The sequence below is a fragment of the Aeromicrobium sp. 10G20-16 genome (genome assembly GCF_055809665.1).
Genome location: NZ_CM147919.1, coordinates 967,016 through 990,043, shown reverse-complemented (window position 1 = coordinate 990,043; position 23,028 = coordinate 967,016). Strand labels below are relative to the sequence as shown.

21 protein-coding genes and 1 pseudogene are annotated in these 23,028 nt (G+C 71.1%); 6 read left to right on the top strand and 16 right to left on the bottom strand.

Going from position 1 to position 23,028, the window contains the following annotated elements; translation table 11 throughout:
* Positions 1-28 precede the first annotated feature (28 nt).
* Positions 29-2,194: an MMPL family transporter gene (locus AC0L5F_RS04970; protein WP_473315527.1), complete on the bottom strand. Its 2,166-nt coding sequence runs from the start codon at positions 2,192-2,194 to the stop codon at positions 29-31.
* A gap of 84 nt (positions 2,195-2,278) precedes the next feature.
* Between AC0L5F_RS04970 and AC0L5F_RS04965 the strand changes: the two genes are divergently transcribed.
* Together AC0L5F_RS04965 and AC0L5F_RS04960 are read left to right on the top strand one after the other, a co-directional pair.
* Positions 2,279-3,637 (top strand): bifunctional folylpolyglutamate synthase/dihydrofolate synthase, encoded by a 1,359-nt coding sequence (locus AC0L5F_RS04965; RefSeq protein WP_473315526.1) that lies wholly within the window; start codon positions 2,279-2,281, stop codon positions 3,635-3,637.
* A gap of 49 nt (positions 3,638-3,686) precedes the next feature.
* On the top strand, positions 3,687-4,007 hold the full coding sequence (locus tag AC0L5F_RS04960) for a DUF4233 domain-containing protein (protein WP_473315525.1): 321 nt from the start codon (positions 3,687-3,689) through the stop codon (positions 4,005-4,007).
* Positions 4,008-4,018: 11 nt separating this feature from the next.
* Here the strand turns inward: AC0L5F_RS04960 and AC0L5F_RS04955 are convergent, their stop codons facing one another.
* The 8 genes from AC0L5F_RS04955 to AC0L5F_RS04920 all read right to left on the bottom strand — a co-directional run bounded on the left by AC0L5F_RS04955 (position 4,019) and on the right by AC0L5F_RS04920 (position 10,466).
* The gene (locus tag AC0L5F_RS04955; protein WP_473315524.1) at positions 4,019-5,038 is read right to left on the bottom strand and encodes an alcohol dehydrogenase catalytic domain-containing protein; all 1,020 of its coding nucleotides are present in this window, start codon (positions 5,036-5,038) and stop codon (positions 4,019-4,021) included.
* A gap of 36 nt (positions 5,039-5,074) precedes the next feature.
* A complete protein-coding gene (locus AC0L5F_RS04950) occupies positions 5,075-5,284 on the bottom strand; it encodes a ferredoxin (RefSeq protein WP_473315523.1) in 210 nt (69 codons plus the stop codon).
* Positions 5,281-6,531 (bottom strand): NADH-ubiquinone oxidoreductase-F iron-sulfur binding region domain-containing protein, encoded by a 1,251-nt coding sequence (locus AC0L5F_RS04945; RefSeq protein WP_473315522.1) that lies wholly within the window; start codon positions 6,529-6,531, stop codon positions 5,281-5,283. The genes AC0L5F_RS04950 and AC0L5F_RS04945 overlap by 4 nt, the downstream gene beginning before the upstream one ends.
* Entirely contained in the window at positions 6,528-7,124 is a 597-nt protein-coding gene (locus AC0L5F_RS04940) for a hypothetical protein (protein ID WP_473315521.1), read from the bottom strand. Before AC0L5F_RS04940 ends, AC0L5F_RS04945 begins: the two co-directional genes overlap by 4 nt.
* Complete coding sequence (locus AC0L5F_RS04935; protein WP_473315520.1) at positions 7,124-8,050, bottom strand: FAD:protein FMN transferase; 927 nt, start codon at positions 8,048-8,050, stop codon at positions 7,124-7,126. Before AC0L5F_RS04935 ends, AC0L5F_RS04940 begins: the two co-directional genes overlap by 1 nt.
* Positions 8,047-8,343, bottom strand: coding sequence for a hypothetical protein (locus AC0L5F_RS04930; protein WP_473315519.1), 297 nt, complete (start codon positions 8,341-8,343; stop codon positions 8,047-8,049). The genes AC0L5F_RS04935 and AC0L5F_RS04930 overlap by 4 nt, the downstream gene beginning before the upstream one ends.
* 81 nt (positions 8,344-8,424) lie before the next feature.
* A complete protein-coding gene (locus AC0L5F_RS04925; protein ID WP_473315518.1) occupies positions 8,425-9,783 on the bottom strand; it encodes a sensor histidine kinase in 1,359 nt (452 codons plus the stop codon).
* Positions 9,780-10,466 (bottom strand): response regulator transcription factor, encoded by a 687-nt coding sequence (locus AC0L5F_RS04920; RefSeq protein WP_473315517.1) that lies wholly within the window; start codon positions 10,464-10,466, stop codon positions 9,780-9,782. Before AC0L5F_RS04920 ends, AC0L5F_RS04925 begins: the two co-directional genes overlap by 4 nt.
* A 40-nt stretch (positions 10,467-10,506) precedes the next feature.
* Between AC0L5F_RS04920 and AC0L5F_RS04915 the strand changes: the two genes are divergently transcribed.
* Complete coding sequence (locus AC0L5F_RS04915) at positions 10,507-11,103, top strand: metallophosphoesterase family protein (protein ID WP_473315516.1); 597 nt, start codon at positions 10,507-10,509, stop codon at positions 11,101-11,103.
* Position 11,104: 1 nt separating this feature from the next.
* Positions 11,105-11,956 (top strand): ParB N-terminal domain-containing protein, encoded by an 852-nt coding sequence (locus AC0L5F_RS04910; RefSeq protein WP_473315515.1) that lies wholly within the window; start codon positions 11,105-11,107, stop codon positions 11,954-11,956.
* An 11-nt stretch (positions 11,957-11,967) separates the two neighbouring features.
* On the opposite strand, the gene AC0L5F_RS04905 is transcribed toward AC0L5F_RS04910, so the two are convergent.
* The 5 genes from AC0L5F_RS04905 to AC0L5F_RS04885 all read right to left on the bottom strand — a co-directional run bounded on the left by AC0L5F_RS04905 (position 11,968) and on the right by AC0L5F_RS04885 (position 17,982).
* Positions 11,968-13,131 carry an ABC transporter ATP-binding protein gene (locus AC0L5F_RS04905; RefSeq protein ID WP_473315514.1) on the bottom strand — a complete coding sequence of 388 codons (1,164 nt, stop codon included), beginning with the start codon at positions 13,129-13,131 and terminating at the stop codon, positions 11,968-11,970.
* A gap of 4 nt (positions 13,132-13,135) precedes the next feature.
* Positions 13,136-13,981, bottom strand: coding sequence for a carbohydrate ABC transporter permease (locus AC0L5F_RS04900; protein WP_473315513.1), 846 nt, complete (start codon positions 13,979-13,981; stop codon positions 13,136-13,138).
* Between the two features lies 1 nt (position 13,982).
* Entirely contained in the window at positions 13,983-14,921 is a 939-nt protein-coding gene (locus tag AC0L5F_RS04895; protein WP_473315512.1) for a carbohydrate ABC transporter permease, read from the bottom strand.
* Positions 14,918-16,252, bottom strand: a complete 1,335-nt coding sequence (locus tag AC0L5F_RS04890; protein ID WP_473315511.1) for an extracellular solute-binding protein — start codon at positions 16,250-16,252, stop codon at positions 14,918-14,920. Before AC0L5F_RS04890 ends, AC0L5F_RS04895 begins: the two co-directional genes overlap by 4 nt.
* A gap of 98 nt (positions 16,253-16,350) precedes the next feature.
* Positions 16,351-17,982 carry a glycoside hydrolase family 13 protein gene (locus AC0L5F_RS04885; RefSeq protein ID WP_473315510.1) on the bottom strand — a complete coding sequence of 544 codons (1,632 nt, stop codon included), beginning with the start codon at positions 17,980-17,982 and terminating at the stop codon, positions 16,351-16,353.
* 52 nt (positions 17,983-18,034) lie between these two features.
* Here AC0L5F_RS04885 and ndk point away from each other — a divergent pair.
* Positions 18,035-18,439: pseudogene (ndk, locus tag AC0L5F_RS04880) on the top strand (nucleoside-diphosphate kinase); the annotation flags it as partial.
* Between the two features lie 11 nt (positions 18,440-18,450).
* On the opposite strand, the gene AC0L5F_RS04875 reads toward ndk, so the two are convergent.
* Together AC0L5F_RS04875 and AC0L5F_RS04870 are read right to left on the bottom strand one after the other, a co-directional pair.
* Positions 18,451-19,644 (bottom strand): MFS transporter, encoded by a 1,194-nt coding sequence (locus AC0L5F_RS04875; protein ID WP_473315509.1) that lies wholly within the window; start codon positions 19,642-19,644, stop codon positions 18,451-18,453.
* The gene (locus AC0L5F_RS04870; RefSeq protein WP_473315508.1) at positions 19,641-20,267 is read right to left on the bottom strand and encodes a hypothetical protein; all 627 of its coding nucleotides are present in this window, start codon (positions 20,265-20,267) and stop codon (positions 19,641-19,643) included. The genes AC0L5F_RS04875 and AC0L5F_RS04870 overlap by 4 nt, the downstream gene beginning before the upstream one ends.
* Positions 20,268-20,588: 321 nt before the next feature.
* On the opposite strand from AC0L5F_RS04870, the gene AC0L5F_RS04865 reads away from it, so the two are divergent.
* Positions 20,589-22,946, top strand: a complete 2,358-nt coding sequence (locus AC0L5F_RS04865; protein ID WP_473315507.1) for an Rne/Rng family ribonuclease — start codon at positions 20,589-20,591, stop codon at positions 22,944-22,946.
* Positions 22,947-23,028: the final 82 nt, after the last annotated feature.

Here is a 23,028-nt window from a genome sequence, read left to right as displayed (position 1 = left end):
GCGTTGCGTGCTCGGCCCACCCGCCGCATCAGGCCTTGTGGTGCGGCTCCCCGGTGTCGGCGACCGGATCGGCCGGGTGGGCGGCGTCGGCCAGGTGGTTGACGTGCCCCGCTGCGGACTGGTCGCCGTCGGTGCGCCACAGGTTGCTGGGCCACCACATCCACCGGCCGAGGTCCATGTTGAGCGCCGTGACCAGCACCGAGCGGACGATGATGGTGTCGAGCAGCACGCCCAGGGCCACGGCGAAGCCGAGCTCGGCGAGGAACACGATCGGCAGTGATCCGAGCGCCGCGAACGTGCCCGCCAGCACCAGTCCGGCCGACGTGATGACGCCGCCCGTGGCCGCCAGCGCGATCAGCGCTCCGCGGTGGGTGCCGACCTTCAACGCCTCCTCGCGCACGCGGGTCATCAAGAAGATGTTGTAGTCGATGCCCAGCGCGACCAGGAACACGAACGCGAACAGGGGGAACGACGAGTCGGCGCCGGCGAACCCGAACACGTGTCGGAACACCAGGGCGCTGATGCCGAGGGCTGCCGCGAACGACAGCACCACGGTGGCCAGCAGCACGATCGGCGCCACGACCGCCCGCAGGAGCAGGGCCAGGATGATCACGACGACGATCAGGATGATCGGGATGATCAGCTTGTTGTCGGCGCTCGACGCGTCCTGCACGTCCTTGTTGATCGCGGTCTGGCCACCGACGATGGCGTCGGCACCGGGCACGGCACCGACGGAGTCGCGGGCGCGCTCGATGGTGTCGAAGGCCTCGGCGGAGTCCGACGGCGAGGTGAGCGTTCCCTGGATCAGCGCCAGTCCGTCCTTCTGGGCCACCACCTCGACGCTCGAGGACTCGATGCCCTGGGTCCTGCCCAGGGCCACCGCGACCTCCTTGGCGCCGTCGGCCGTGCTGATGACCTGGACCGGCGAGCCCTCGCCGCTGGGGAAGTGCTTGGACAGCTCGGCGTCGGCCGTGACCGACGGCTGCGTGGTGGTGAAGGTGTCGGCGTTGCTCAGACCCGTGGCGTTGAGCTGCAGCACGCCGAACGACAGGCCGACGAGCACCACCGTGGTGGCGACCCACACCAGGCGCGGGGCCCTCTCGATGCGCTTGCCGACGCGCGCCCAGAGACCGGACTCGGTGGACGTCGGTGTGCCGAACCTCGGGATGAACGGCCAGAACACCCACCGGCCGAACACCACGAGCAGCGCCGGCAGCAGCACCAGCATCATCAGCAGCGCCATGGCGATGCCGGCCGCGGCGACCGGGCCGAGGCCGCTGGTGGAGTTCAGCTGGGCGAACGTCAGGCACAGCAGGCCGATGATGACCGTGGCGCCGCTGGCGAGCACGGCCGGTGCGGCGCGGTGCAGCGCGTGCGCCATGGCCTCGTGGCGGTCCTCGAAGTTGTGCAGCTCCTCGCGGTAGCGCGCGACGATCAGCAGCGCGTAGTCGACGCCCGCGCCGAGCACCAGCACGCTGAGGATGCCGGCGCTCTGCCCGTTGACCGTGAGGTCGGCGTACTTGGCCAGCAGGTAGACGAAGCCCTGGGCGGTGAACACGCTGAAGACGCCGCACAGCAGCGGGATGAACCACAGGATGGGGCTGCGGTAGGTGAGCACCAGCAGCACGAACACGATGCCGAGCGCCGACAGCAGCAGCACGCCGTCGATGCCCGAGAACGCCTCGGCCTGGTCGGCGCCGAACGCGCCGGGCCCGGCCAGATAGGTGTCGAGGCCGTCCGGACCGGCGGAGACGATGTCGCGCAGGTCGTCGACCACCACCGGCAGCTTCTCGAACCCGTCGCTGCCGATCGAGAACGTGACGATCAGCTGCAGTGCCTTGCCGTCCTTGGAGGGGATGGGCCCGGCGATGTCGGGTCGGACCGTGTCGACCTCGGCGATCTTGGCCTTGTCGGCGGCGACGCGCGCCATGTCGTCGGCGGTGATGCCGCTGTCGCGCACGTAGAGCGCGATGATCGGGATGGCGTCGGGGTCGGCGCCGAGCTTGGCCGACTGGTCGATGACCTGGGTGGACTCGGCGTTGCCGGGCAGGAACGACGCGATGTCGTTGTCCTGGACCTCGGTGAGCTTGGGTCCGAAGGTGCCACCGATGGCGCCGACGAAGATCAGGGAGAGCACGAGGACGACCCACTTGGCCCAGTGATGAGTGACCCAGCCGGCCACGTTGCGATTCATGGGTACATCGTGGCGGAACGCTCGGACATCGCGCCACCCGTGGCGCCCCGGGGGCCACTCCGGCGTGCTGCGATACTGGGCGCGATGAATCCCACCTATGGCGAGGTCGAGCAGTCGCTGCTCGGGCGCTGGCCCGAGACCCGGCTCGAACCGTCGCTGGATCGCATCCGTGCGATCTGCGACCTGATGGGCGACCCGCAGCGCGCGTTCGCCGTCGTGCACCTGACCGGCACCAACGGCAAGACCTCGACCAGCCGCATGATCGACTCGCTGCTCACCACCCTCGACCTGCGCGTCGGACGCTTCACCAGCCCGCACCTCGAGCAGATGACCGAACGCATCAGCATCGACGGAGAGCAGCTCAGCCACCAGTTGTTCGTCGAGGCGTTCGCCGACGTGGCTCCGTACGCCCAGATCGTCGACGAGCAGTCGGTCCGCGCGGGCGGACCACCGCTGTCGTACTTCGAGATGATGGTGGCCATGGCCTACGCGGCGTTCGCCGACACCCCGGTCGACGTGGCCGTCGTCGAGGTCGGCATGGGTGGCACCTGGGACGCCACCAACGTCGCCGACGGACAGGTCGCCGTGATCACGCCGATCGCGGTCGACCACGCCAAGTACCTGGGGGATCGTCCCGAGATCATCGCCACGGAGAAGGCCGGCATCATCAAGCCCGGTGCCGCCGTCGTCATCGCCGAGCAGGAACCGGCCGTGCTGGACGTGCTGATGCAGCGGGTGATGGAGGTCGGCGCCACGCCGCTGCGCGAGGGCGTCGACTTCGGCGTCGCCTCTCGGGTCAACGCCGTCGGCGGGCAGCAGATCGACCTGCAGATGACCGCGCGCCGGTACGACGACATCTTCCTTCCGCTGCACGGCGCCCACCAGGCCCACAACGCGGCGTACGCGTTGGCCGCCGTCGAGGCGTTCTCGGCCGGTCGCGAGCTCGACCCCGACCTCGTGCGTGCGGCCTTCGCGCGAGTCACCTCGCCCGGCCGGCTCGAGATCGTGCGACGCAGCCCCACGGTGCTGCTCGACGCGGCCCACAACCCGCACGGCACGCAGGCCGCCATCGACGCCGTGCAGGATGCCTTCGACCTCAGCCCGCTCATCGGCGTGGTCGGCGTGATGGCCGACAAGGACGCCGACGAGATGCTGCGCCTCCTCGAGCCGGTGCTGGCCCACGTCGTGGTCACCCAGAGCAGCTCGTCGCGCTCCACGCCGGCCGCCGAGCTCGGCGAGATCGCCTCCGACCTGTTCGGCGAGGACCGGGTCACCGTCGCGTCCCGGCTCGACGACGCACTCGAACGTGCCATCACCCTGACCGACTCGGCCGAGGGGTTCAGCGACCAGATCGGCGGTGGAGGCGTGCTGGTCACCGGATCGGTCGTCATGGTCGGCGAGGCGCGCGTGCTGTTCGGCGGGCTGCCCGAGGACTCCGCGTGACCGGCCCGGGAACGAAGGGAGTAAGGGTGTGAGAGGCATGTGTGCGGCCATGCTGACGTTGCAGGCGATCATCGTGGCGCTCTCGGTCCCGGTGCTGATCACCGTCGAGGACGTCGACAAGCAGGTGGCGCTTCCGCTCGGTCTCGGCCTCGCCCTGGTCTGCCTGCTCACGGCCGGGCTGCTGCGGCGCCCGTGGGCCTACGTGGTCGGGCACCTGTGCCAGGTCGCGACCGTCGCGCTGGGGTTCTTGAGCCCGCCGATGTTCTTCGTCGGGGCGATGTTCGCCGTGCTGTGGATCAGCGCGTACCTGCTCGGGCGGCGCATCGAGGACGACAAGGCCCGGTGGGCCCGCGAAGCCGAGCAGGGCTGACCGCGCCCCGCCTACGTGGGCCTGATGATCGTGACGCCACCGGCTCCGCTGCCGGGCTCGCTGAGCCCGACCAGACGCGCCGGGGCGTCGTCGAGCCCGATCGTGTCGCGCACGAGCCGCGCGGGGTCGAGGGTGCCGTCGGCGACCATCGCGAGCATGCCCGGGTAGGAGGCTGCGGCGATGCCGTGGCTGCCGAGCAGCTGCAGCTCGCCGCCGACCACCCGTCCCATGTCGACGGCGGGCGAGGCGTGCTCCCCGGCCAGCAGGCCCACCTGCACGTGCCGTCCGCGGGGTCGCAGACAGGCGACCGAGGCAGCGAGCGCCTGACGCGACCCGAAGCAGTCGAGCGCGACGTCGGCGTCGCTGATGGTGGCCGCCTGGTCCGGCGCGGCGGTCTCGGCGCCCAGCTCGTGGGCCAGGGTGCGTGAGGCCTCCGACGGGTCGACGCCGATGACGCGCGCCCCGGCCGCGACGGCGATCATGATCGCCGCCAGGCCGACGCCACCGCAGCCGTGCACCACGACGGTCTCGCCCTGCTGCACCCGAGCGACCTCCGTCACCGCGCGGTAGGCGGTCCCGAAGCGGCATCCCAGTCCGGCGGCCACGTCGATGTCGACGGCGTCCGGCACGCGCACCAGGTTGACGTCGGCTCGCGGCAGCGCGACCTGCTCGGCGTAGGACCCCCAGTGGGTGAAGCCGGGCTGCAGCTGGTGGCGGCACACCTGGGCATCACCGCGACGGCACTCGGGGCAGTCACCGCAGGCGAGCACGAACGGTGTCGTCACCCGGTCCCCGGGCAGCCAGGAGGTGGCGACGTCGGGCCCGACCTCGAGGATCGTGCCGGCCAGCTCGTGACCGGGCACGTGGGGCAGCCGGACGTCCGGGTCGTGGCCCTGCCAGGCGTGCCAGTCGCTGCGGCACAGCCCGGTCGCCTCCACCGACACCACGACGCCGTCAGGAGGGCAGGTGGGAGAGGGAACCTCCGCCACCACCGGGTCGGCCCCGAAGGAATCGAAGATCACCGCACGCATGTCGGCATCCTCGCAGGCGCTCGGCGCGCCGACGCATCACCCCGAGGTGACCCGCAGGGCCAGTGCCGGGCACGCCATGGCGGCCTGGCGTGCGGCCGAGACCAGGTCGGGCGTCAGCTCGGTCCCGTCGATGACCGGGAAGCCCCACTCGTCGAGAGTGACCTGCTCCGGGAGCAGGCGAGAGCACAGGCCGTGGCCGTCGCAGCGCGTCCAGTCGACGTCGATCCTCCGGGGTCGCGTCCTCATGAGTGGCCTCCGACCGTGCTGGGCACCGGCAGGACACGTGCCGGCGGCCGTCCGCACGTCCCGTGTCGGCGGTGCAGCTCGAGCTCGGGAGCCAGCGCCCGCAGCGCCGATCCGATGAACATGGCCGATCCGTCGGGGTGCGCGCACGCTCCGCGGCCCTTGACCAGCTCGAGCCGTCGCAGCGCCGATGCGGTGCGTTCGGGCCCGGCGCCAGAGGCCAGCGCCGCGAGGTCGTCGGCGAGCGCCGGCAGCCCGAAGAAGCAGGGGCCGCACTGCCCGGCTGACTCGGCGGCCAGCCACCGGGCGACCCGGACGACGTCCTCGACGATGCAGGTGCCGGGGAACGGACGAGCCAGCACACCGGCGCCGAGCGGGGTGCCGGCCGCGCGCAGGGCGGTGCGGTCGAGGACGAGTCCGTCCACCGACGGCACCCAGGTGCCGTGGTACCCGCCGATCAGGGCGGGGGCCGGATCCCCGGGCAGAAGGACCGACAGCGGCACGCCGTTGGGCACCTCCACGACCCCGGGGTGCGCCGCGTCGCCGAGCAGGGTGACCAGGCTGGTGCCGGGTTCGTCGCCGGAGCCGGTGTGGGCGTACTCGGCCACGCCGAGGCGTGCCAGCAGGGCGACGTGCGCGAAGGTCTCGACGTTGGACGCGAAGGTGGGCCGTCCGTGCAATCCCCGGACGTGGGGGAGGACCCGCCTGCCGCCGGGGACGGCAGGTGCGCCGCCCAGCCCGTTGATCACGGCCCGGACCTCTCCGCCCACGAACCCGTCGTCGGTCCAGACGATCTGCACCCCGCCGGCGTCGTCGCGCTCGTCACGAGCGCGCACCATGGCGTCGTGGGCGCCGCGGTCGTGGATGCTGATGGTGAGGTGCGACGTGCCGAGGGCGGCGGCCACGACGACGGCCCCGTCGATGACCAGGTGGGGTGCGGTGGTCATGAGGGTGCGGTCCTTGCGGCTGGCCGGCTCGCCCTCGCTGCCGTTGACCAGCACGGCCACGTGCGACCCGGCCGGCGTCGACTCGAGCTTGGTGGCGATCGGGAAACCGGCCCCTCCGCGCCCGAGCAGGTTGACGTCGCGCAGGGCGCCGATCAGCCAGGACCGGCGACGGGCGACCGGGCGCCCGTGGATGCGCAGGTGGTCGGCCCGGCCGACCCGGCCCAGCTCGGGCACGCCGGCGAGCAGTCGAGGTGTCCCCAGGACGGTCGGAGCAGTCGTGCCGGGCGTGAACATGGTGGTCATGACGAGCTCCTGACGAGGGTGCGTGCGGAGTGCAGGGACGAGATCTGTGGCGTGCGGCGCTGCAGCAAACGCATGCCCAGTGCAGCGAGCACCATGACGCCGCAGGCCACGTAGATCGCGGTCGACCAGAGGGCGCCGGTGTCGGTCCCCGCGAGCACGCCGTGCCCCATGGACAACGCCCATCCGACGTAGGCGCCCAGGTGGACGACGCGCCAGCGCCGCGCAGCACGGGCCGAGGTGGCCAGACGGCCACGCAAGGCGCCCGACACGCTCACCACGGCGAACGAGTACAGGGCCACGGTCCCGAGGCCGATGGCCAGCGGGCGATAGCCGCTGGTGAACGGTACGAACACCGACGGGATCGACACGTCGACGTAGCTGTCGATCACGATCAGGGTCGCGTGCAGCGCCAGCAGGGCGAGTCCCAGCACCGCCGCGGACCGGTGAGCCATCTGGGTCAGGTAGCGGCGGTCCAGCGCGGGCGCGGACTGGTCGGTCGACGTCCGCGAGGCCGTGGCCCCCAGTGCGGTGGCGACGGTGAACGCGATGAGGGCGACCAGGCCGGTGGCCCGCGCCAGGTACCAGATGGTCATCAGGCTGCCTCGGAGACGGTGGGCCAGTCGCCCACGGTGCGGGCGCGGTTCTCGCGGTCGACCAGCCGGGCAGCGACACCCAGCTGCTCGAGATGGGCCACGGCGTCGTCGCCGAGCACGATCGCTGCCGTGCTCGCGGTGTTGGCCTGCACGGCGGTCGGCGCCCAGACGGTGGCGGTGCGCCACGGCCCGTCGGCCGGACGACCCGTGCGTGGGTCGATCACGTGGTGGGCCTCGCCGACCGGGGTGCGCCAGCGGCGCGCGGCCGTCGTCGACGTCGCCAGACCGCCGTGCTCGAGCCCGATCTGCTGGGCGGGGGTCAGGGCCTCGAGGGCCGCGGGGACCTCGGCGACCTCGATCTGCCAGGGGCTCGTGACCGTCCCGCTGACGCTGAGGTCGCCGCCGATCTCGACCAGTGCCGCCGTCCCGCAGGCGCGGGCGATGGTCCGGGCCGCGGTGTCGGCGGTCCAGGCCTTCGCGGTGGCACCCAGGTCGAGAGCCATCCCGGCCGGCACGCCCGCCCGCATCAGGGTGCGGTCGATCTGCACCGCGGTCCAGTCGGCGGATGGCGTGTCGTCGATGCTCGTCGGTGTGACGAGCCGGCCGCGCACGGCGACGATGTCGCGGTCGTAGCCGGCCGCCGAGACGAACGCCCCGACGGTCGGATCGACCGCACCGTTGCTCCGACGGGCGGCGTCGAGTGCGACGTCGATCAGCTCGATCGTGCGACGGCTGACCGGGACGAGGCGTCCGGCGCACGCGTTGATCCGTGACACTCCCGAGTGGGCCGAGAATCGGTCGGCAGCCAGTGCGACGTCGGCCATCAGGGCGATCACGTGCTGCTTGGCCGCGGCCAGGGCCTCCTCCCGGGCGACGGTGACGCGCACGGTGCAGGACCAGTCGTCCCACGTGGTGGAGGCGTTCATGAGCCGTTGCTCGAACCGGAGTGGCCGCCCTGCGGGCTCGGAGCCGTCAGGCCGCTGGTGCCGGGCGAGGTGGTGCCGGGCGAGGTGGTGCCGGGCGAGGTGGTGCTGGGCGCGCGGGTGGTGCCGGACGACGAGGGGATGTCGATCGTGGGGGTCGTCGCGTTGCTCGACTGGTCGTCGAGGCCGGCGCACGCGGTCAGTGCGGCGGTCATGATGATGCCGGTGGCGGCCAGTGACGCGAAGTGCTTGCGGGTGCGGGCGGCCAAGGAGGTCCGGGGGTGTGAGGTGCTCATGTCCCCAGCGTGGTCGCCAGCGCGTCACGGGCGCCTCAGCCGCTCGTCAAATGCAGGTCAAATGTCCCTGTGTGGACCCTGTCAGCGTCGTGCGTGCGGGGAACCCAGTGACAGACGCACCCGGTGCGTGCCCGCGTCGTCCGACAGGACGTCGAGGCGGCCGCCGGTCGATTCCGCGCAGCTGCGAGCGATGTCCAGGCCGAGACCCGTGGAGCCGCGATCGCTGCGACCGCGCCGTGTCGCCCCGAGCGGCACGCCGGGCCCGTGGTCGACCACGTCGATCTCGCACCCGTCGTCGGTGGCGCGCAGCTCGACGCGCAGCGGCGTCCCCTCGGGGGTGTGGGCGACCACGTTCTCGAGCAACGCGTCGAGGGCGGCCGCGAGCTCGTCGGGCGTGCAGGCCACCTGCATCGGTGCGTCCGGGTCGTCGATCGTGACCTGGCGGCCCTGGTCCTCGGCCAGCGGCGTCCAGAACGCCACGCGGTCCAGCAGCACGGCGCGGGGCTCGCACGTGCGCTTGTCGCGTTGCGCCTGCGGCTCGCGGGCGTGCTTGATCACGGCTGTCAGGGTGCGCTCGAGCGCACTCACGTGGCGGGCCAGCTCGTCGGCCCGGTCCGAGGGCGGCAGCGCCTCCACGTCGAGGCGGATCGCGGTCATGGGTGTGCGCAGGCGGTGCGACAGGTCCGCGATGGTCTCGCGCTCGGACGCCAACAGGTCCTCGATCCGGTCGGCCAGCTGGTTCAACGCGCTCGAGACCTGCGCGATCTCGCGGGCTCCGTCGACCGGCGCCCGGGCCTCCATGCGTCCGGCGCTGAGATCTGCGGCGGTGGCCGCGGTCGCGACCAGGGGCCGGGTGAGTCGTCGAGACACGACCTCGGCGCCCACGGCGGCAAGCACCAGCAGGGCGATCGCGCCCGCGCCGATCACGAACCATCGTTCGTGCACCTCGCCCTCGACGGCGGTGTCGCTGACGTAGGCGCGCACCACGGCGCGGCCGGACGTGCTGGTGGCCGCCAGGTCGACCACCCAGCCGTCGCTGACCCGGGTGGCGCGGGGCGCGGAGACCTGGCCGAGGTTGTCGCGGTCTCCGTCGCCGGACCCGTCGGACTCCTCGTCGCGTTCGTCGCGCCTGGGCCCATCGCGATCGGCGGGGACGTCGGCCGGGAGGGCGGCGCCGATCGAGGTGCGGTCCGGCAGCAGGACGGTGATCTGCGCGGAGGAACGCTCGTTGACGCGATCCACGTAGCGTTCGGCCTGGGTGGCGCTGTAGGCGTTCGTGGTCAGGTAGTCGGCCACGCCCTGCGCGACGTACTCGGTCTCCCGGACGGCGCGGTCGGTCGAGGACTGGCGCAACGCGATCGCCAGCGGGACCGCGAACAGGATCAGCACCAGCGCCGTCAGACCGGTGGCGAGCAGCAGGATCCGGCTGCGCAGGGTCATGACGGATCGACCATCTTGATGCCCACGCCGCGCACGCTGTGCAGGAAGCGAGGCTCGGCCGCGGACTCGCCGAGCTTGCGGCGCAGCCAGGACACGTGGACGTCGACGGTCCTGTCGCCCCCGCCCCACGGCATGTTCCAGACGTCGGCCAGCAGGTCGCGCTTGGACACCACCTGACCGGGCCGCTGCGCCAGGTAGAGCAGCAGGTCGAACTCCTTGCGCGTGAGAACCAGGGGCGAGCCGTCGAGCCGCGCCTCGCGGCCCTGCGGATCGATCTCGAGCGTGTCGAGACGGACGATCGAGTCGGCTGCCGGCGCGTCGGCGCTGCTGCGCCGCAGCACGGCGCGCACCCGGGCCAGCACCTGCGCGGCCGAGTACGGCTTGATCACGTAGTCGTCGGCGCCGCCGTCGAGCAACCGGACGATCTCGCGCTCGTCGTCGCGGGCCGTGGCGACCAGCACCGGCACGTCGCCGAGCGAGCGGATCATCGCCAGCACGTCGGCGCCGTCGAGGTCGGGCAGGCCGAGATCGAGGATCACGGCGTCGGGCTGGAACTCGGTCAGTCGCCCGAGCGCGTCTCCGCCCCGGGCGACGGCAGCGACCGTGACGCCCTGCTGGGTCAGGGCGCGGGCGAGGCCGGCCCGGATGTCGTCGTCGTCCTCGACCACCAGGATGCGGACCATGCGTGCAGAGTAGCCCCGCCGTCGCGAGTATCGTCGAGGCATGGTGCGGGTGCTCGCGGTCGCCGACGAGGAGGTCGTCGCCATGCCGTCGCGGGCGCGGGACCTGCAGGTCGACCTGGTCGTCGCGGCCGGCGACCTGCCATGGGACTACGTGGAGCACCTCGTGGAGCTGCTGGGCGTCCCAGCCGCCTACGTCCCGGGCAACCACGAGCCGCCGGCGAGCCAGGTGCCGGGCGCGGCGCCACGGGGCACGCTCAACGTGGACGAGCGGGTCGTCGAGGTCGCCGGTCTGCGGGTGGCCGGCCTGGGCGGGTGCGTCCGCTACAACGCCGGCGAGCACCAGTTCACCCAGCGGCAGTACGACAAGCGGGCCCGGCGCCTGGTGAAGGGTGCCGACGGCTCGCGGGTCGACATCCTCCTGACCCACGCCCCGCCGTTGGGAGTCGGCGACGAGCCCGACCCCTCGCACACCGGCATCTCGGCCCTGCACGGCGTGATCGAGGCGCTGCGGCCCACGTGGCACCTGCATGGGCACATCCACCCGCACGGCATGGTCAAGCCCGATCGGCAGCTGGGTGACACGACGGTCCGCAACGTCATCCCGTGGACCGTGCTCGAGCTCGGAGAGGCGGCCTGAGATGGTCAGCAGCTCAGGATCGCCCAGGGTCGACGCCGAGAGCGACTTCATGAAGGCTCGGCGGCACCAGGTGCTCTCCAGCCTGGCCGCCCGGCTGCGGGGCAGCCGCGAGGACGTCGTGCAGTCGATGTCCTTCGACGACGTCGTCGCGGCGCTGGGGCGTCGGGGCGAGCACTACGCGGGGACCAAGGTGATCGAGCTGGACGCGATCATCGGATCGGTCGACAAGGAACGCGACTTCGACCGTCGCTTCCGCCCCACGTCGGCGCGCAGCCGCGAGCGGTGGGAACGCCTGGCGCGCGCCACCCGCACCGGCGAGGTCATCCCGCCGATCGACGTGTACGGCGTGGGCGAGCACTACTTCGTGCGCGACGGACACCACCGCGTCTCGGTCGCCCGCAGCATGGGGGAGAAGCTCATCGAGGCACGCATCACCGCGATCGACACCCTGCTGACGCCGGTCGACATCGGCGCGCGATCGAGTCTCGACGTCAAGTTCTGGCGGCGCCTGATGCTGGAGCGGGTGCCCTTCACCGGTGAGGCGCGGGCCGCCGTCGCCGTGGACGTGCCCGAGCAGTACGGCCAGATCGCCGAGGCGGTCGAGGCGTGGGCGGCCCGCACCATGCACGCCGAGGGCGCCTACATGGACAAGGCGACGATGGCGCAGCGGTGGTACGACGAGGAGTTCGTGCCCGTCGTCGAGATGATCGAGGAGGCCGGCGTGCGCGGCGAGAAGGAACGCCCCGCGGAGGCTTTCCTGCGCGTCGCCTGCGAGCGCTACCGCCTCATCCGCGAGCACGAGTGGAACGCCGAGGTGCTCGAGGCGGTCAAGAAGGGCCGGCGTCGCAAGTAGGCCCGACCCGGTCAGAGACCGACGGTGAGGTTCTCCCCGCTCGAGGGATCGAACAGGTGCATCTGCGAGGTGTCGATGAACAGCGTCGCGTCGTCGTCCTCGGTGACCTTGCTGTTCGCGTCGAGCGACACCACCAGCTGCGTGCGCAGGGAGTCGCCGTCGGCCTCACGGGCGAGCTCGCGCAGCTGGTCCTGCACCTGCTGCTCGGCCTCGTAGGGGACGTAGGCGTACTGCTGGTCGCCCAGCCACTCCCGCACGTCGATGTGCGCCTTGAACGTCTGCGAGGAGTCGACCTCCGAGTCCGGGAGCACCGACACGTCCTCGAAGTGCTCGGGGCGGATGCCGGCCATCAGCAGGCCCTTGCCGGCGGTGCGCTCGGCCTTGTCCGCGGGCAGCGTGAACGTGCCGAACGGCAGGGTGACCTGGTCGCCCTCCACGGTGGCGGGCAGGAAGTTCATCGGCGGTGATCCGATGAAGCCGGCGACGAAGAGGTTGACCGGCTGCTCGTAGAGCTCGCGCGGGCTGGCCAGCTGCTGCAGGACGCCGCGCTTCATGACCGCGACCCGGTCGCCGAGCGTCATGGCCTCGGTCTGGTCGTGGGTGACGTAGACGGTGGTGATGCCCAGCTTCTTCTGCAGGCGGGCGATCTCGGTGCGCATCTGGCCGCGCAGCTTGGCGTCGAGGTTCGACAGGGGCTCGTCGAACAGGAAGGCCTTGGCCTCGCGCACGATGGCGCGGCCCATGGCGACGCGCTGGCGCTGGCCGCCGGACAGGTTCGAGGGCTTGCGCTCGAGGTGCTCGTCGAGGTCGAGCGTCTTGCTGGCCTCGCGCACCTTCTCATCGATCTCGGCCTCGGGTCGCTTGGCGAGGCGCAGTGGGAACGCGATGTTCTCGTAGACCGTCAGGTGCGGGTAGAGGGCGTAGTTCTGGAACACCATCGACAGGTTGCGGTCGCGCGGGGCGAGGTCGTTGACCCGCTCACCGCCGATGATCATGTCGCCGTCGGTGATGTCCTCCAGGCCGACGATCATGCGCAGCAGCGTGGACTTGCCGCAGCCGGACGGTCCGACGAGGATCATGAACTCCCCGTCGGCGACGTCGATGCTGACGTCGTTGACGGCCGGGAACCCGTCTCCGTACTTCTTGACGATGTGCTTCATCTCGATGGCGGCCATCAGATCAACCCTTCACTGCGCCGGCGGTCAGGCCGGCGACGATCTTGCGCTGGAAGAACAGCACGAGGACGACGATGGGAACCGTGGCGACCACGGCACCCGCGGCCAGCAGGGACGCCGGCCGGTTGAACGGGTCCGCACCGACGAAGAACGACAATGCGGCGGGAATGGGGCGCGCGCGCTCCGTGGACGTCAACGAGATGCCGAACACGAAGTCGTTCCACGCGAAGAAGAAGGTCAAGATCGCGGCCGTGAACACGCCGGGCGCGGCCAGCGGCACGATCACCTTGCGGAAGGCCTGCCACGACGTGGCGCCGTCGACCTGCGCAGCCTGCTCCATCTCCCACGGGATCTCGCGGAAGAACGCCGACAGGGTCCAGATCGCCAGCGGCAGGGTGAAGCTCATGTACGGGATGATCAGGCCGGGCCAGGTGTCGTAGATGCCGAACGTGCGCCACATGTCGAACAGCGGTCCGACCAGCGACACCACCGGGAACATCGCGATCACCAGGGCGATGGTCAGCACGAACTTCTTGCCGGCGAACTCCAGCCGGGCCACCGCGTACGCGGCGAGCGTGGCCAGGATGACCGACAGGATCGTGGCGGTCAGCGAGATGCCGATCGAGTTGAAGATCGCCCGACGGAACTGGCTGTTCTGCAGGACGTCGGCGTAGTTGGAGAAGCCGGCGCCACCTCCGCTGGAGGGGAAGAAACCGGGGCTGCCGTTGGTGACGGCCTCCTGGCTCTTGAACGACAGCGAGATGATCCACGCCACGGGCAGCAGGCACCAGGTGAGGATCAGGGCGACGCCCACGCCGGTGCCGATGGTGTTCTTCAGGTCCTTGTTCACGTCAGCCCTCCTGCCGTGCCGCGGCCAGGTCGACCTTGAACAGCTTGACGATCACGAACGCGACCACGAGCACGGACAGGAACAGCAGCACCGACAGCGCCGACCCGATGCCCAGCTGGAACTGCTCGATCACCTGTCTGTAGGTCAGGAACGAGATCGACTCGGTGCCGTTCGCGCCGGCGGTCATCACGAAGATGTTGTCGAAGATGCGGTAGGCGTCCAGTGCGCGGAACAGCACGGCGACCATGATCGCGGCGCGCATGTTGGGCAGGATCACCTTGTAGAGGCGCTGCCACCAGGTGGCGCCGTCGACCTTGGCGGCCTCGAGCATGTCGTCGGAGACCTGGGCCAGTCCGGCCAGCAGCAGCAGCGACATGAACGGCGTGGTCTTCCAGATCTCGGAAGCCATGATCGCCACGATCGAGGACTGGTAGCCGGCGAACCAGTTGAAGTCGTCGCCGAAGAACGGCAGCCAGCCGTTGACGAAGCCGTTGGTGTTGGAGAACGCGAACTGCCACGCGAAGCCCGACACGACCGTGATGACGCCGTAGGGGATGAGGATCGAGGTGCGGATGACGCCGCGGGCGAAGATCACCCGGTGCATCACCATCGCGAACGCGAAGCCGATGACCAGCTCGACGGCGACGGTGACGATCATGATCATCACGGTGTTGCCGGTGTCGCGCCAGAACAGCGGGTCGCTGAGGGCCGTGACGTAGTTGGACAGGCCCACGAACTCGCGGTCGGCGGGTGCGGTGAGCGAGTAGTCGAACAGCGACAGATAGAGCGCCCGCAGCATGGGGAACGCGGTGACGATGAGCATCAGCACGATGGCCGGCGCCACCAGGCGGCGGGCGAGCGCGTTCTCGGCGCGGGCGCGGTCGGAGTCGTGCGGCTTCTGCGCGGCGTGGGGGTGAGGTGCGTCGAGGGTGGCGGTCACAGCAGTGCCTTTCCGCTCAGCACGTCCTTGAGGAAGGACGCGGACTTCGCCGGGGTGTCCGGTCCCACCGACGTGGGCGAGTGCCAGCGTGACTGGATCGCGCTGGAGATCTGGCTGTAGAACGCGCTCTTGGGGCGCGGGCCGCCGCTGTCGACGCTCTCGCGCCACAGCTGCAGCAGGTCGGCGGGGTAGGCGTCCTTGAGGTCGGACGAGTCGTACACCGAGTTGCGCGAGGGCATCAGGCCCTCGTTGACCGCCAGCGCGGTCTGGGCCTTGGCGTTCGTGACGCAGATGGCCGCCTGCTGGGCGAAGTCCGGGTGCTTGGAGAATGCGCCCACGCCGATGTCGATGCCGCCGATGGGGGGCTTGGACTCCTCGCCCTGGACGGTCTGCGGGTAGCGGGCGAAGCCGAGGTCGTCGAACTCCTGCTGGTCGGTGGGACCGCCCGGCTTGCCGATGAGGCCTTCGTAGTTCTTGTAGACGAACGTCCAGTTGGTCATGAACTCGCCCGGACCGTCGGCGGGGAACATCTGTCCGAGGCTGGTGCCCTCGTTGGACGTCGTGAAGTCGGCCTGGCGGGCCTGGGAGTCGGCCAGCTCGGCGATCACCTTGGCGGCGTCCTCGCCGGCGGGGGAGTCGATCGTGACCTTGGCGTCCTTGCCGTCCTCGACCGTCGCCGGGTCGAGGATGTTGCCACCCGCGCCCTGGATGAGTGCGTTGATCCACACGACGTACGCCTCGTACTTGTTGGCCTGGACACCGACCGTGCCGCCCTCGCTCGAGGCGGCCTTGATGATCTGGTCCCAGGTGACCGGCTGGCTCATGTCGAGGCCGGCGGCCTGGGCCAACGACTTGCGGAACCACACCACCTGGGTGTTGGCCCACTGCGGTGCCGCGACGACCTGGTCGTTCCACCGGACCGTGTCGGCCGCGCCGGCGAGGACGTCGTCGTCGAGCACCTGGTCGGCAGCGTCGCCGGTGAAGGGAGCGAGCCACTTGGCGTTGGCGAACTCCGGCACGAAGACGGGGTCGAGGCTCATCAGGTCGGTGGAGCTGTCCCCGGCGGCGAGTCGTCGTGCCAGCTGCGTGCGCTGGTCGGTGGCGCTGGCCGGCAGCAGCTGGATCGCGATGTCGTACTGGTCGGTGCTGCAGTCCTTGGCCAGCTGGTTGAGCGTGTCCTGGCCGTCGGGGTTGATGTACCAGTTGAGCGTTGCCTTGCCACTGTCGGAGCCGCAGGCGGCGAGCATCGACGCACCGAGGGCCGCGGTCGCGAGGCCTGCCGCGAGGCGCCGCCCTCGACGTCCGGTCCTTCGTCGTGATGGCTGACCCATGCGACCCTCCCCAAGGTGTTCGTCCGGACGTGTGACTCGCGCCACACCGCCCATCGAACGTAGACCGGGTCGTCGAGCGGCGCAAGGCTCGGGTGCCGTCAGTCGACCAGCCAGGCCGTCACGTCGGGAGGAATCGCTGCGTCGATCGACTGCGAGGAGGCGAGGACGACCGCGCCCTCGGGGACGGCCACGTCACGGGCGCCCAGGTTGGCGACCACGGTCACGTCACCGTTGCGGAACCGCAGCACCCCCGGACCGGACTCGAGCCACTCGACGGTGCCGCGGCCCAGGCGGTGCGTCCGCCGCAGCTCGAGCAGGTGCCGGTAGAGCTCCAGCGTCGACCCTTCCACCCCCACTTGTCGATCGGGTGCCAGCTCGCCGTAGACCGCCGGCTGCGGCAGCCACGTGGCCCCGGAGGGTCCGAAGCCGAAGCCGGGCGAGCCGGACTGCCAGGGCACGGGCACACGACACCCGTCGCGTCCCCTCACCCGGTGGTCGCTGCGCTCCCAGGTGGGGTCCTGCCGCAGGTGGTCGGGAAGCTCGGTGGCCTCCGGGAGTCCCAGCTCCTCGCCCTGGTACAGGTAGGCCGACCCGGGCAGGGCGAGCATCAGGGCCGTCGCGGCCCGTGCGCGTCGCAGCCCCAGCACGGCGTCGGGCTGCGGGTCGCCGACGCCGATGCCGCTGGTGTCGACGGACGTGGTCACGTGGGCGCGTCCGAGACGGCTCGCGTGACGCACGACGTCGTGGTTGGACAGCACCCAGGTCTGCGGCGCCCCGACCGCCTGGGCGGGTGCGAGCGACTCCGTGATCGAGGCGCGCAGCTCGTCGGCGTTCCACGGCGTCAGCAGGAAGTGGAAGTTGAACGACTGGTGCAGCTCGTCGGACCGCACGTAGCGGGCGAGGGCCTCCGGCGGCTCCACCCAGGCCTCGGCGCACAGGATGCGGTCGGCGTCCTGCCCGGGCACGGCGTACGAGTCGGTCAGCCGGCGCCAGCTGCGGTAGACGTCGTGCACGCCGGGCTGGTCCCACATCGGCTGCAGCGCGGTGGGCGCGTCCGGGTCGACGGGATCGGCGTCGGGCAGGCCTGGAGCCTTGACCAGTCCGTGCGCGACGTCGATGCGGAAGCCGTCGACACCCCGGTCGAGCCAGAACCGCAGCACCGACTCCATCTCGGCGCGCACCCCGGGGTTCGTCCAGTCGAAGTCCGGCTGCGTGGTGTCGAACAGGTGCAGGTACCACTGACCGGGCGAGCCGTCGGCCTCGGTGACCCGGGTCCAGGCGGGACCGCCGAACATGCTGGTCCAGTTGTTGGGCGGTTGGTCGCCGGCCGCCCCGCGGCCGTCGCGGAACACGTAGCGGGCTCGCTCGTCGCTGCCGGGGGGAGCGTCCAGCGCCTGGCGGAACCAGACGTGCTCGCTGGAGGAGTGGTTGGGGACGATGTCGACGATGACCCGCAGGCCGAGGTCGTGGGCACGCGCGACGAGCCGGTCGAAGTCGTCGAGGGAGCCGAACAGCGGGTCGACGTCGCGGTAGTCGGCCACGTCGTAGCCGGCGTCGTGCTGCGGCGAGACGTAGAAGGGGGACAACCACACCGCGTCGACGCCGAGATGGACCAGGTGGGGCAGGCGCGAGGTGATCCCCCGGAGGTCTCCGACGCCGTCGCCGTCGCCGTCGGCCCAGGACCGCGGATACACCTGGTAGATGACGGCGTCGCGCCACCACTGACTCATGCGTCAACTCTAGGTGCGTGCCGTCGGACACCCCTTCGATAGGGTCGGCGGCATGTCACAGCGCACCCTCGTCCTGATCAAGCCCGACGCCGTCCGCCGGGGCCTCGTGGGTGCCGTCCTCGGCCGCTTCGAGGCCAAGGGCCTCAGCATCGTGGCGATGGAGCACCGCTCGATCGACGCCGAGATGGCCGACGCGCACTACGCCGAGCACGTCGAGCAGCCGTGGTACCCGCCGTTGCGCGAGTTCGCGGTCTCCGGCCCGCTCGTGGCGCTGGTGCTCGAGGGCGACGAGGCCATCGCGGTGGTCCGCGCCCTCAACGGTGCGACCGACGGCCGCGCGGCCGCACCCGGCACGATCCGCGGTGACCTCTCTTTGTCGAACCGCGAGAACCTCGTGCACGCGTCGGACTCCGAGGAGTCGGCCGCGCGCGAGATGGCCCTGTGGTTCCCTCAGCTGTCAGCTGACGGTCAGTCCACGGGGTCGGATCGCACCACCACGGCACCCGCGACGCCGATGCCCAGGCCGGCGACCAGCAGGACGCTCACCGGGACGGTCCACCCGCCGGTGAGGTCGTGCAGCGCCCCGGTGCCGAACGGTCCGGCGCTCGCGATCAGGTAACCGATGCCCTGGGTGAACCCGGAGAGGGTGGCCGTGCCCTCGGGAGTTCTCGCCCGCTGGCCGATCATGGTCAGGGTCCACGTGAAGGCGCCACCGCCCAGGCCGAGCAGGACCGCCCAGGCCCAGGTGAGGGTCGCCGGGGCGAGCAGCACGCCGGTCCAGCCGGCCATCGTGAAGGCGGCGAAGGCCCACGGCAGAGCCGGTCGATCGCCGGCGAGGGCGATCAACCAGGGGAGCATCAGCGTCAGCGGCAGGCCGATGAGCGTCAGCAGGCCCATCATGGCTCCGGCGTGCGCGTCGTCGAGGCCGGCATCGGTCAGGATCGCCGGGAACCAGCCGAACTGCGCGTAGGCCTGTGCCGACTGCAGGCCGAACACCGCCGCGAGGGCCCAGGCCGTGCGGGACCGCAGCAGCGACGAGTACGCCACCGCCGGTCCGACCGGGGCGGTGACACGCTCGCGCGCCAGCACCAGCCACGGCACGAGCGTCGCGGCGGCGAGCACGGCCCACACGGCCAGCCCGCCACGCCAGCCGCCGAGCGCGTCCGAGATCGGGACGGTGGTGAACGATGCCGCCGCCGCACCGCCCATCAGCGCTGCTCCGTACAACGAGCTGATCAGAGGCAGCCGGTCGGGGAAGTGGCGCTTCGCCAGCGGCGGCAGCACCACGTTGCCCACGGCTGCGCCGATCAGGGCGGTGGTGGTGGCCACGAGGAACACCGCCGTGCTGGAGGTGGTCGATCGCACGACCAGGCCGAGGACGATCAGTCCCAGCAGCACGACGACCGATCGGTGCAGTCCGAGCCGGCGCACCGGCCCGCTGGCCGCCATGCCGGCGAGCCCGAAGCACACCACGGGCAGCGTGGTGACGAGTCCCGCGACGGTCGTCGACATGCCGAGGTCGGTGCGCGCGGTGGCCAGGACGACGCCCAGGCTCGCGACCAGCGCCCGCAGGTTCAGCGCCAGCAGGACGATCGACACGCCGACGAGCAGTCGACCGCGGAGCGGGTCCTGCGTGTGCGTGCTCTCGAGCGGGATGCTCACGTGAGGTTCTGGGGCACGAGGCACCACGCGACGTGGTGGAACAGGCCGCGGACCTGGTCCGGCAACCAGATGACCTCGTGCGACTCCGATGCGAGGTCGACGTCGCCCTCCAGGGTCACGACGTCCTCGACCTGCTGGGGGTGGTCGCCCACCCGCTCCTCGAAGGCCACCAGCGCGACTCGCAGCTGCACGCCGAACGGATTGCCGTTGGCCACGCCCACGCCCCAGAAGTCCTCGGGGATCGCCGTGGCCTTCTGGTCGAGGTCGACCATGACGGCCCGCAGGCCCGCGTCGAGCGGAGGGTGCTCGGTCTCCTCGACGTCCGTCACCGCGATCTGGACGGCGCGGACGTCCCGGGCACCCGGACCGTCGAAGCGCAAGATGTCCTCGACGGTGGCGTGCCCGGGCAGCAGCGCGGCGCCGAGGTGGGTGCCCAGCACGGTGCGGACCTCGACGTCGGGAAGGTGCTGGCCGTACATGTTGTAGGGCGCGAACGCCAGGGTGGGCCGCACCGCGGTCTCGGTGTTGTTGGTCATCCGCAACGTCTGGTCGGGCGTGCCGTCGGTGGGCTTGGCCAGATACTCGAACGACAGCGGCGCCTGCGGCCGCGACCTCTTCCTCACGTCCGCGAGCCTATCGGCGCGCACGAAGAACCCGCGTCGGGACGGTCGGGACTGGCTTCCTGTGCGACAATGACCACAGGTCGTGTGTGTCACACAGGCGCTGATCGACCCGATGACGTAGTGCCGAACCCGTTCGGCAGGTGGGTGGAGCTTCGGCCCCCGACCGCGACGCATCCTCGTGATGCTGACCGCGGCAGGAGCCGAGTGACACCGCAGTGACAGACCGATACGTCGTCATCCTGACCAAGCTTTGACCCGCCGCGCGGGTCGCATACGTGCCGGAGCCGCTCTCGTGGCGAAGCTTCCGGTGAAGGAGAGCACATGCTCGACGACGACACCACCGCATCCGCCCAGGGCGACGAGGCTGCCAAGAGCCCCGGCCGCCGCCGCGCCGCCGGGCGACCCGCCGGTCCACCGGCCGCCGTGAGCTTCTCGGCCCCCGCCGAGCCGGCCGAGAAGGCGCCGGCCAAGAAGGCTGCAGCGAAGAAGGCGCCGGCCAAGAAGGCGTCAGCCAAGAAGACCGCCGCACCCAAGGCCGTCGAGGGCGACGACACCGCAGACGACTCGACCGACCAGGCTGCCGCGCCCGCGAAGCCGGCCCCGTCGGCTGCCGCGATGTTCCAGGCTCCACCGGCCGACCTCGCTCCGGCTCGTCCCCAGCAGCGCGACGACGATGACGACGAGGACGACGACACCGACGACGACGGCGCGCCCAAGCGACGCCGGCGCAGCCGCGGCGGACGACGTCGGCGCAAGGGCGACGGCGAGCAGGGCGACGATTCCCAGGGATCGGACCAGCGCGACGACAACGCTGCGTCCGACGACGACTCCGACGGTGGGGGCAACGGCACGCGCCGTCGTCGTCGCCGCGCCCGCGCCGGCGAGGGCGCCAACGCGTCGGCCGACGACCCGGACAACACCGTCGTGCGGGTCCGCCAGGGCCGCAGCGCCGAGGACGAGATCACCGGCGTGGCCGGCTCCACCCGGTTGGAGGCCAAGAAGCAGCGTCGTCGTGAGGGTCGCGAGGCTGGTCGCCGGCGCGCCCCGATCGTGTCCGAGGCCGAGTTCCTGGCCCGCCGCGAGGCCGTCACGCGCGAGATGGTCGTGCGTCAGCGCGACGACTACACCCAGATCGCGGTGCTCGAGGACAAGGTGCTCGTGGAGCACTACGTCGCCCGTGAGTCGCAGACCTCGCTGATCGGCAACGTGTACCTGGGCAAGGTGCAGAACGTCCTGCCCAGCATGGAGGCCGCGTTCGTCGACATCGGCGCCGGTCGCAATGCGGTGCTGTACGCCGGAGAGGTCGACTGGAGCACCCTCGGCAACGGCAAGGCCCGCAAGATCGAGGACGCCCTCACGCCGGGTCAGGTCATCTTGGTGCAGGTCTCCAAGGACCCGATCGGCCAGAAGGGTGCACGCCTCACCAGCCAGGTCAGCCTCCCGGGGCGCTTCCTGGTGCTGGTGCCCGGCGGTCAGACCAACGGCATCTCGCGCAAGCTGCCCGAGAACGAGCGCACCCGCCTCAAGGCGCTGCTCAAGGAGGTGCTGCCCGAGAACACCGGTGTCATCGTGCGCACCGCAGCGGAGGGTGCCACCGAGGAACAGCTGACCCGTGACGTCACCGGGCTCACCGCCCGCTGGCAGGACATCGAGTCCAAGGTGGCCGCGGGCAAGGCGCCCCAGCTGCTGTACTCCGAGCCCGACCTGATGATCAAGGTCGTCCGTGACCTGTTCAACGAGGACTTCGCAGGTCTGGTCGTCGAGGGGGCCGACGCCTGGGACATGATCAAGGGTTACGTCGACCACGTGGCGCCGGACCTGACCGACCGTGTCTCGCGCTGGGAGGACGAGTCCACCGACGCGTTCACCAGCTACCGCGTCGACGAGCAGATCCACAAGGCGTTGGACCGCAAGGTCTTCCTGCCGTCGGGTGGCTCGCTGGTCATCGACCGCACCGAGGCGATGACGGTCGTCGACGTCAACACCGGCAAGTACACCGGTTCGGGCGGCAACCTCGAGCAGACCGTCACCCGCAACAACCTGGAGGCGGCCGAGGAGGTCGTGCGACAGCTGCGCCTGCGCGACATCGGCGGCATCATCGTCGTCGACTTCATCGACATGGTCCTGGAGAGCAACCGCGACCTGGTGCTGCGCCGACTCGTGGAGTGCCTGGGTCGCGACCGCACCCGTCACCAGGTGGCCGAGGTCACCTCGCTCGGCCTGGTGCAGATGACCCGCAAGCGCATCGGCACGGGCCTGCTCGAGTCGTTCAGCTCCGACTGCGATCACTGCAAGGGCCGCGGCGTCGTCATCGAGGACGCCCCGGTCGAGCCCAAGAAGGACGACGGCCCGCGACGCGGCGGCCGTGGCGGCCGTGGTGGCCGTGGCGGCAGCAACCACAGCGGGGACAACGGCAACGGAGGGGGCGGGGGCCGTTCGAGCTCCCCGGCGCCCCAGCCTCGCCCCGAGCCGCCCAAGCCCGAGGCGCCGAAGGCCGACGCCACGCACCAGGACCCCCACGAGGGCGAGCAGCCGAAGGCCGAGTCCCCGAAGGTGATCTCGTCCGGCGATCCGGAGCCCGAGGAGAAGCCGAAGAAGGCCTCGGGCCGGCGTCGTGCGGCCTCCAAGCCGGCCGGTCCGCCACCCCCCGTTTTGACCGACGAGGGTCAGGCTCCGTAGACTGGAGCGTCGGTGCGCAGAGCGCGCCGACCCGCGCGCTCAGACGCGCTCCCATCCGTTTGTGATCAGTAGAGGATTTCTC

Bases quoted from the DNA above. Each gene is read 5' to 3' on its own strand.
- AC0L5F_RS04970 (WP_473315527.1), bottom strand. From the start codon at position 2,194: ATGAATCGCAACGTGGCCGGCTGGGTCACTCATCACTGGGCCAAGTGG.
- AC0L5F_RS04965 (WP_473315526.1), top strand. From the start codon at position 2,279: ATGAATCCCACCTATGGCGAGGTCGAGCAGTCGCTGCTCGGGCGCTGG.
- AC0L5F_RS04960 (WP_473315525.1), top strand. From the start codon at position 3,687: ATGCTGACGTTGCAGGCGATCATCGTGGCGCTCTCGGTCCCGGTGCTG.
- AC0L5F_RS04955 (WP_473315524.1), bottom strand. From the start codon at position 5,038: ATGCGTGCGGTGATCTTCGATTCCTTCGGGGCCGACCCGGTGGTGGCG.
- AC0L5F_RS04950 (WP_473315523.1), bottom strand. From the start codon at position 5,284: ATGAGGACGCGACCCCGGAGGATCGACGTCGACTGGACGCGCTGCGAC.
- AC0L5F_RS04945 (WP_473315522.1), bottom strand. From the start codon at position 6,531: ATGACCACCATGTTCACGCCCGGCACGACTGCTCCGACCGTCCTGGGG.
- AC0L5F_RS04940 (WP_473315521.1), bottom strand. From the start codon at position 7,124: ATGACCATCTGGTACCTGGCGCGGGCCACCGGCCTGGTCGCCCTCATC.
- AC0L5F_RS04935 (WP_473315520.1), bottom strand. From the start codon at position 8,050: ATGAACGCCTCCACCACGTGGGACGACTGGTCCTGCACCGTGCGCGTC.
- AC0L5F_RS04930 (WP_473315519.1), bottom strand. From the start codon at position 8,343: ATGAGCACCTCACACCCCCGGACCTCCTTGGCCGCCCGCACCCGCAAG.
- AC0L5F_RS04925 (WP_473315518.1), bottom strand. From the start codon at position 9,783: ATGACCCTGCGCAGCCGGATCCTGCTGCTCGCCACCGGTCTGACGGCG.
- AC0L5F_RS04920 (WP_473315517.1), bottom strand. From the start codon at position 10,466: ATGGTCCGCATCCTGGTGGTCGAGGACGACGACGACATCCGGGCCGGC.
- AC0L5F_RS04915 (WP_473315516.1), top strand. From the start codon at position 10,507: ATGGTGCGGGTGCTCGCGGTCGCCGACGAGGAGGTCGTCGCCATGCCG.
- AC0L5F_RS04910 (WP_473315515.1), top strand. From the start codon at position 11,105: ATGGTCAGCAGCTCAGGATCGCCCAGGGTCGACGCCGAGAGCGACTTC.
- AC0L5F_RS04905 (WP_473315514.1), bottom strand. From the start codon at position 13,131: ATGGCCGCCATCGAGATGAAGCACATCGTCAAGAAGTACGGAGACGGG.
- AC0L5F_RS04890 (WP_473315511.1), bottom strand. From the start codon at position 16,252: ATGGGTCAGCCATCACGACGAAGGACCGGACGTCGAGGGCGGCGCCTC.
- AC0L5F_RS04885 (WP_473315510.1), bottom strand. From the start codon at position 17,982: ATGAGTCAGTGGTGGCGCGACGCCGTCATCTACCAGGTGTATCCGCGG.
- AC0L5F_RS04865 (WP_473315507.1), top strand. From the start codon at position 20,589: ATGCTCGACGACGACACCACCGCATCCGCCCAGGGCGACGAGGCTGCC.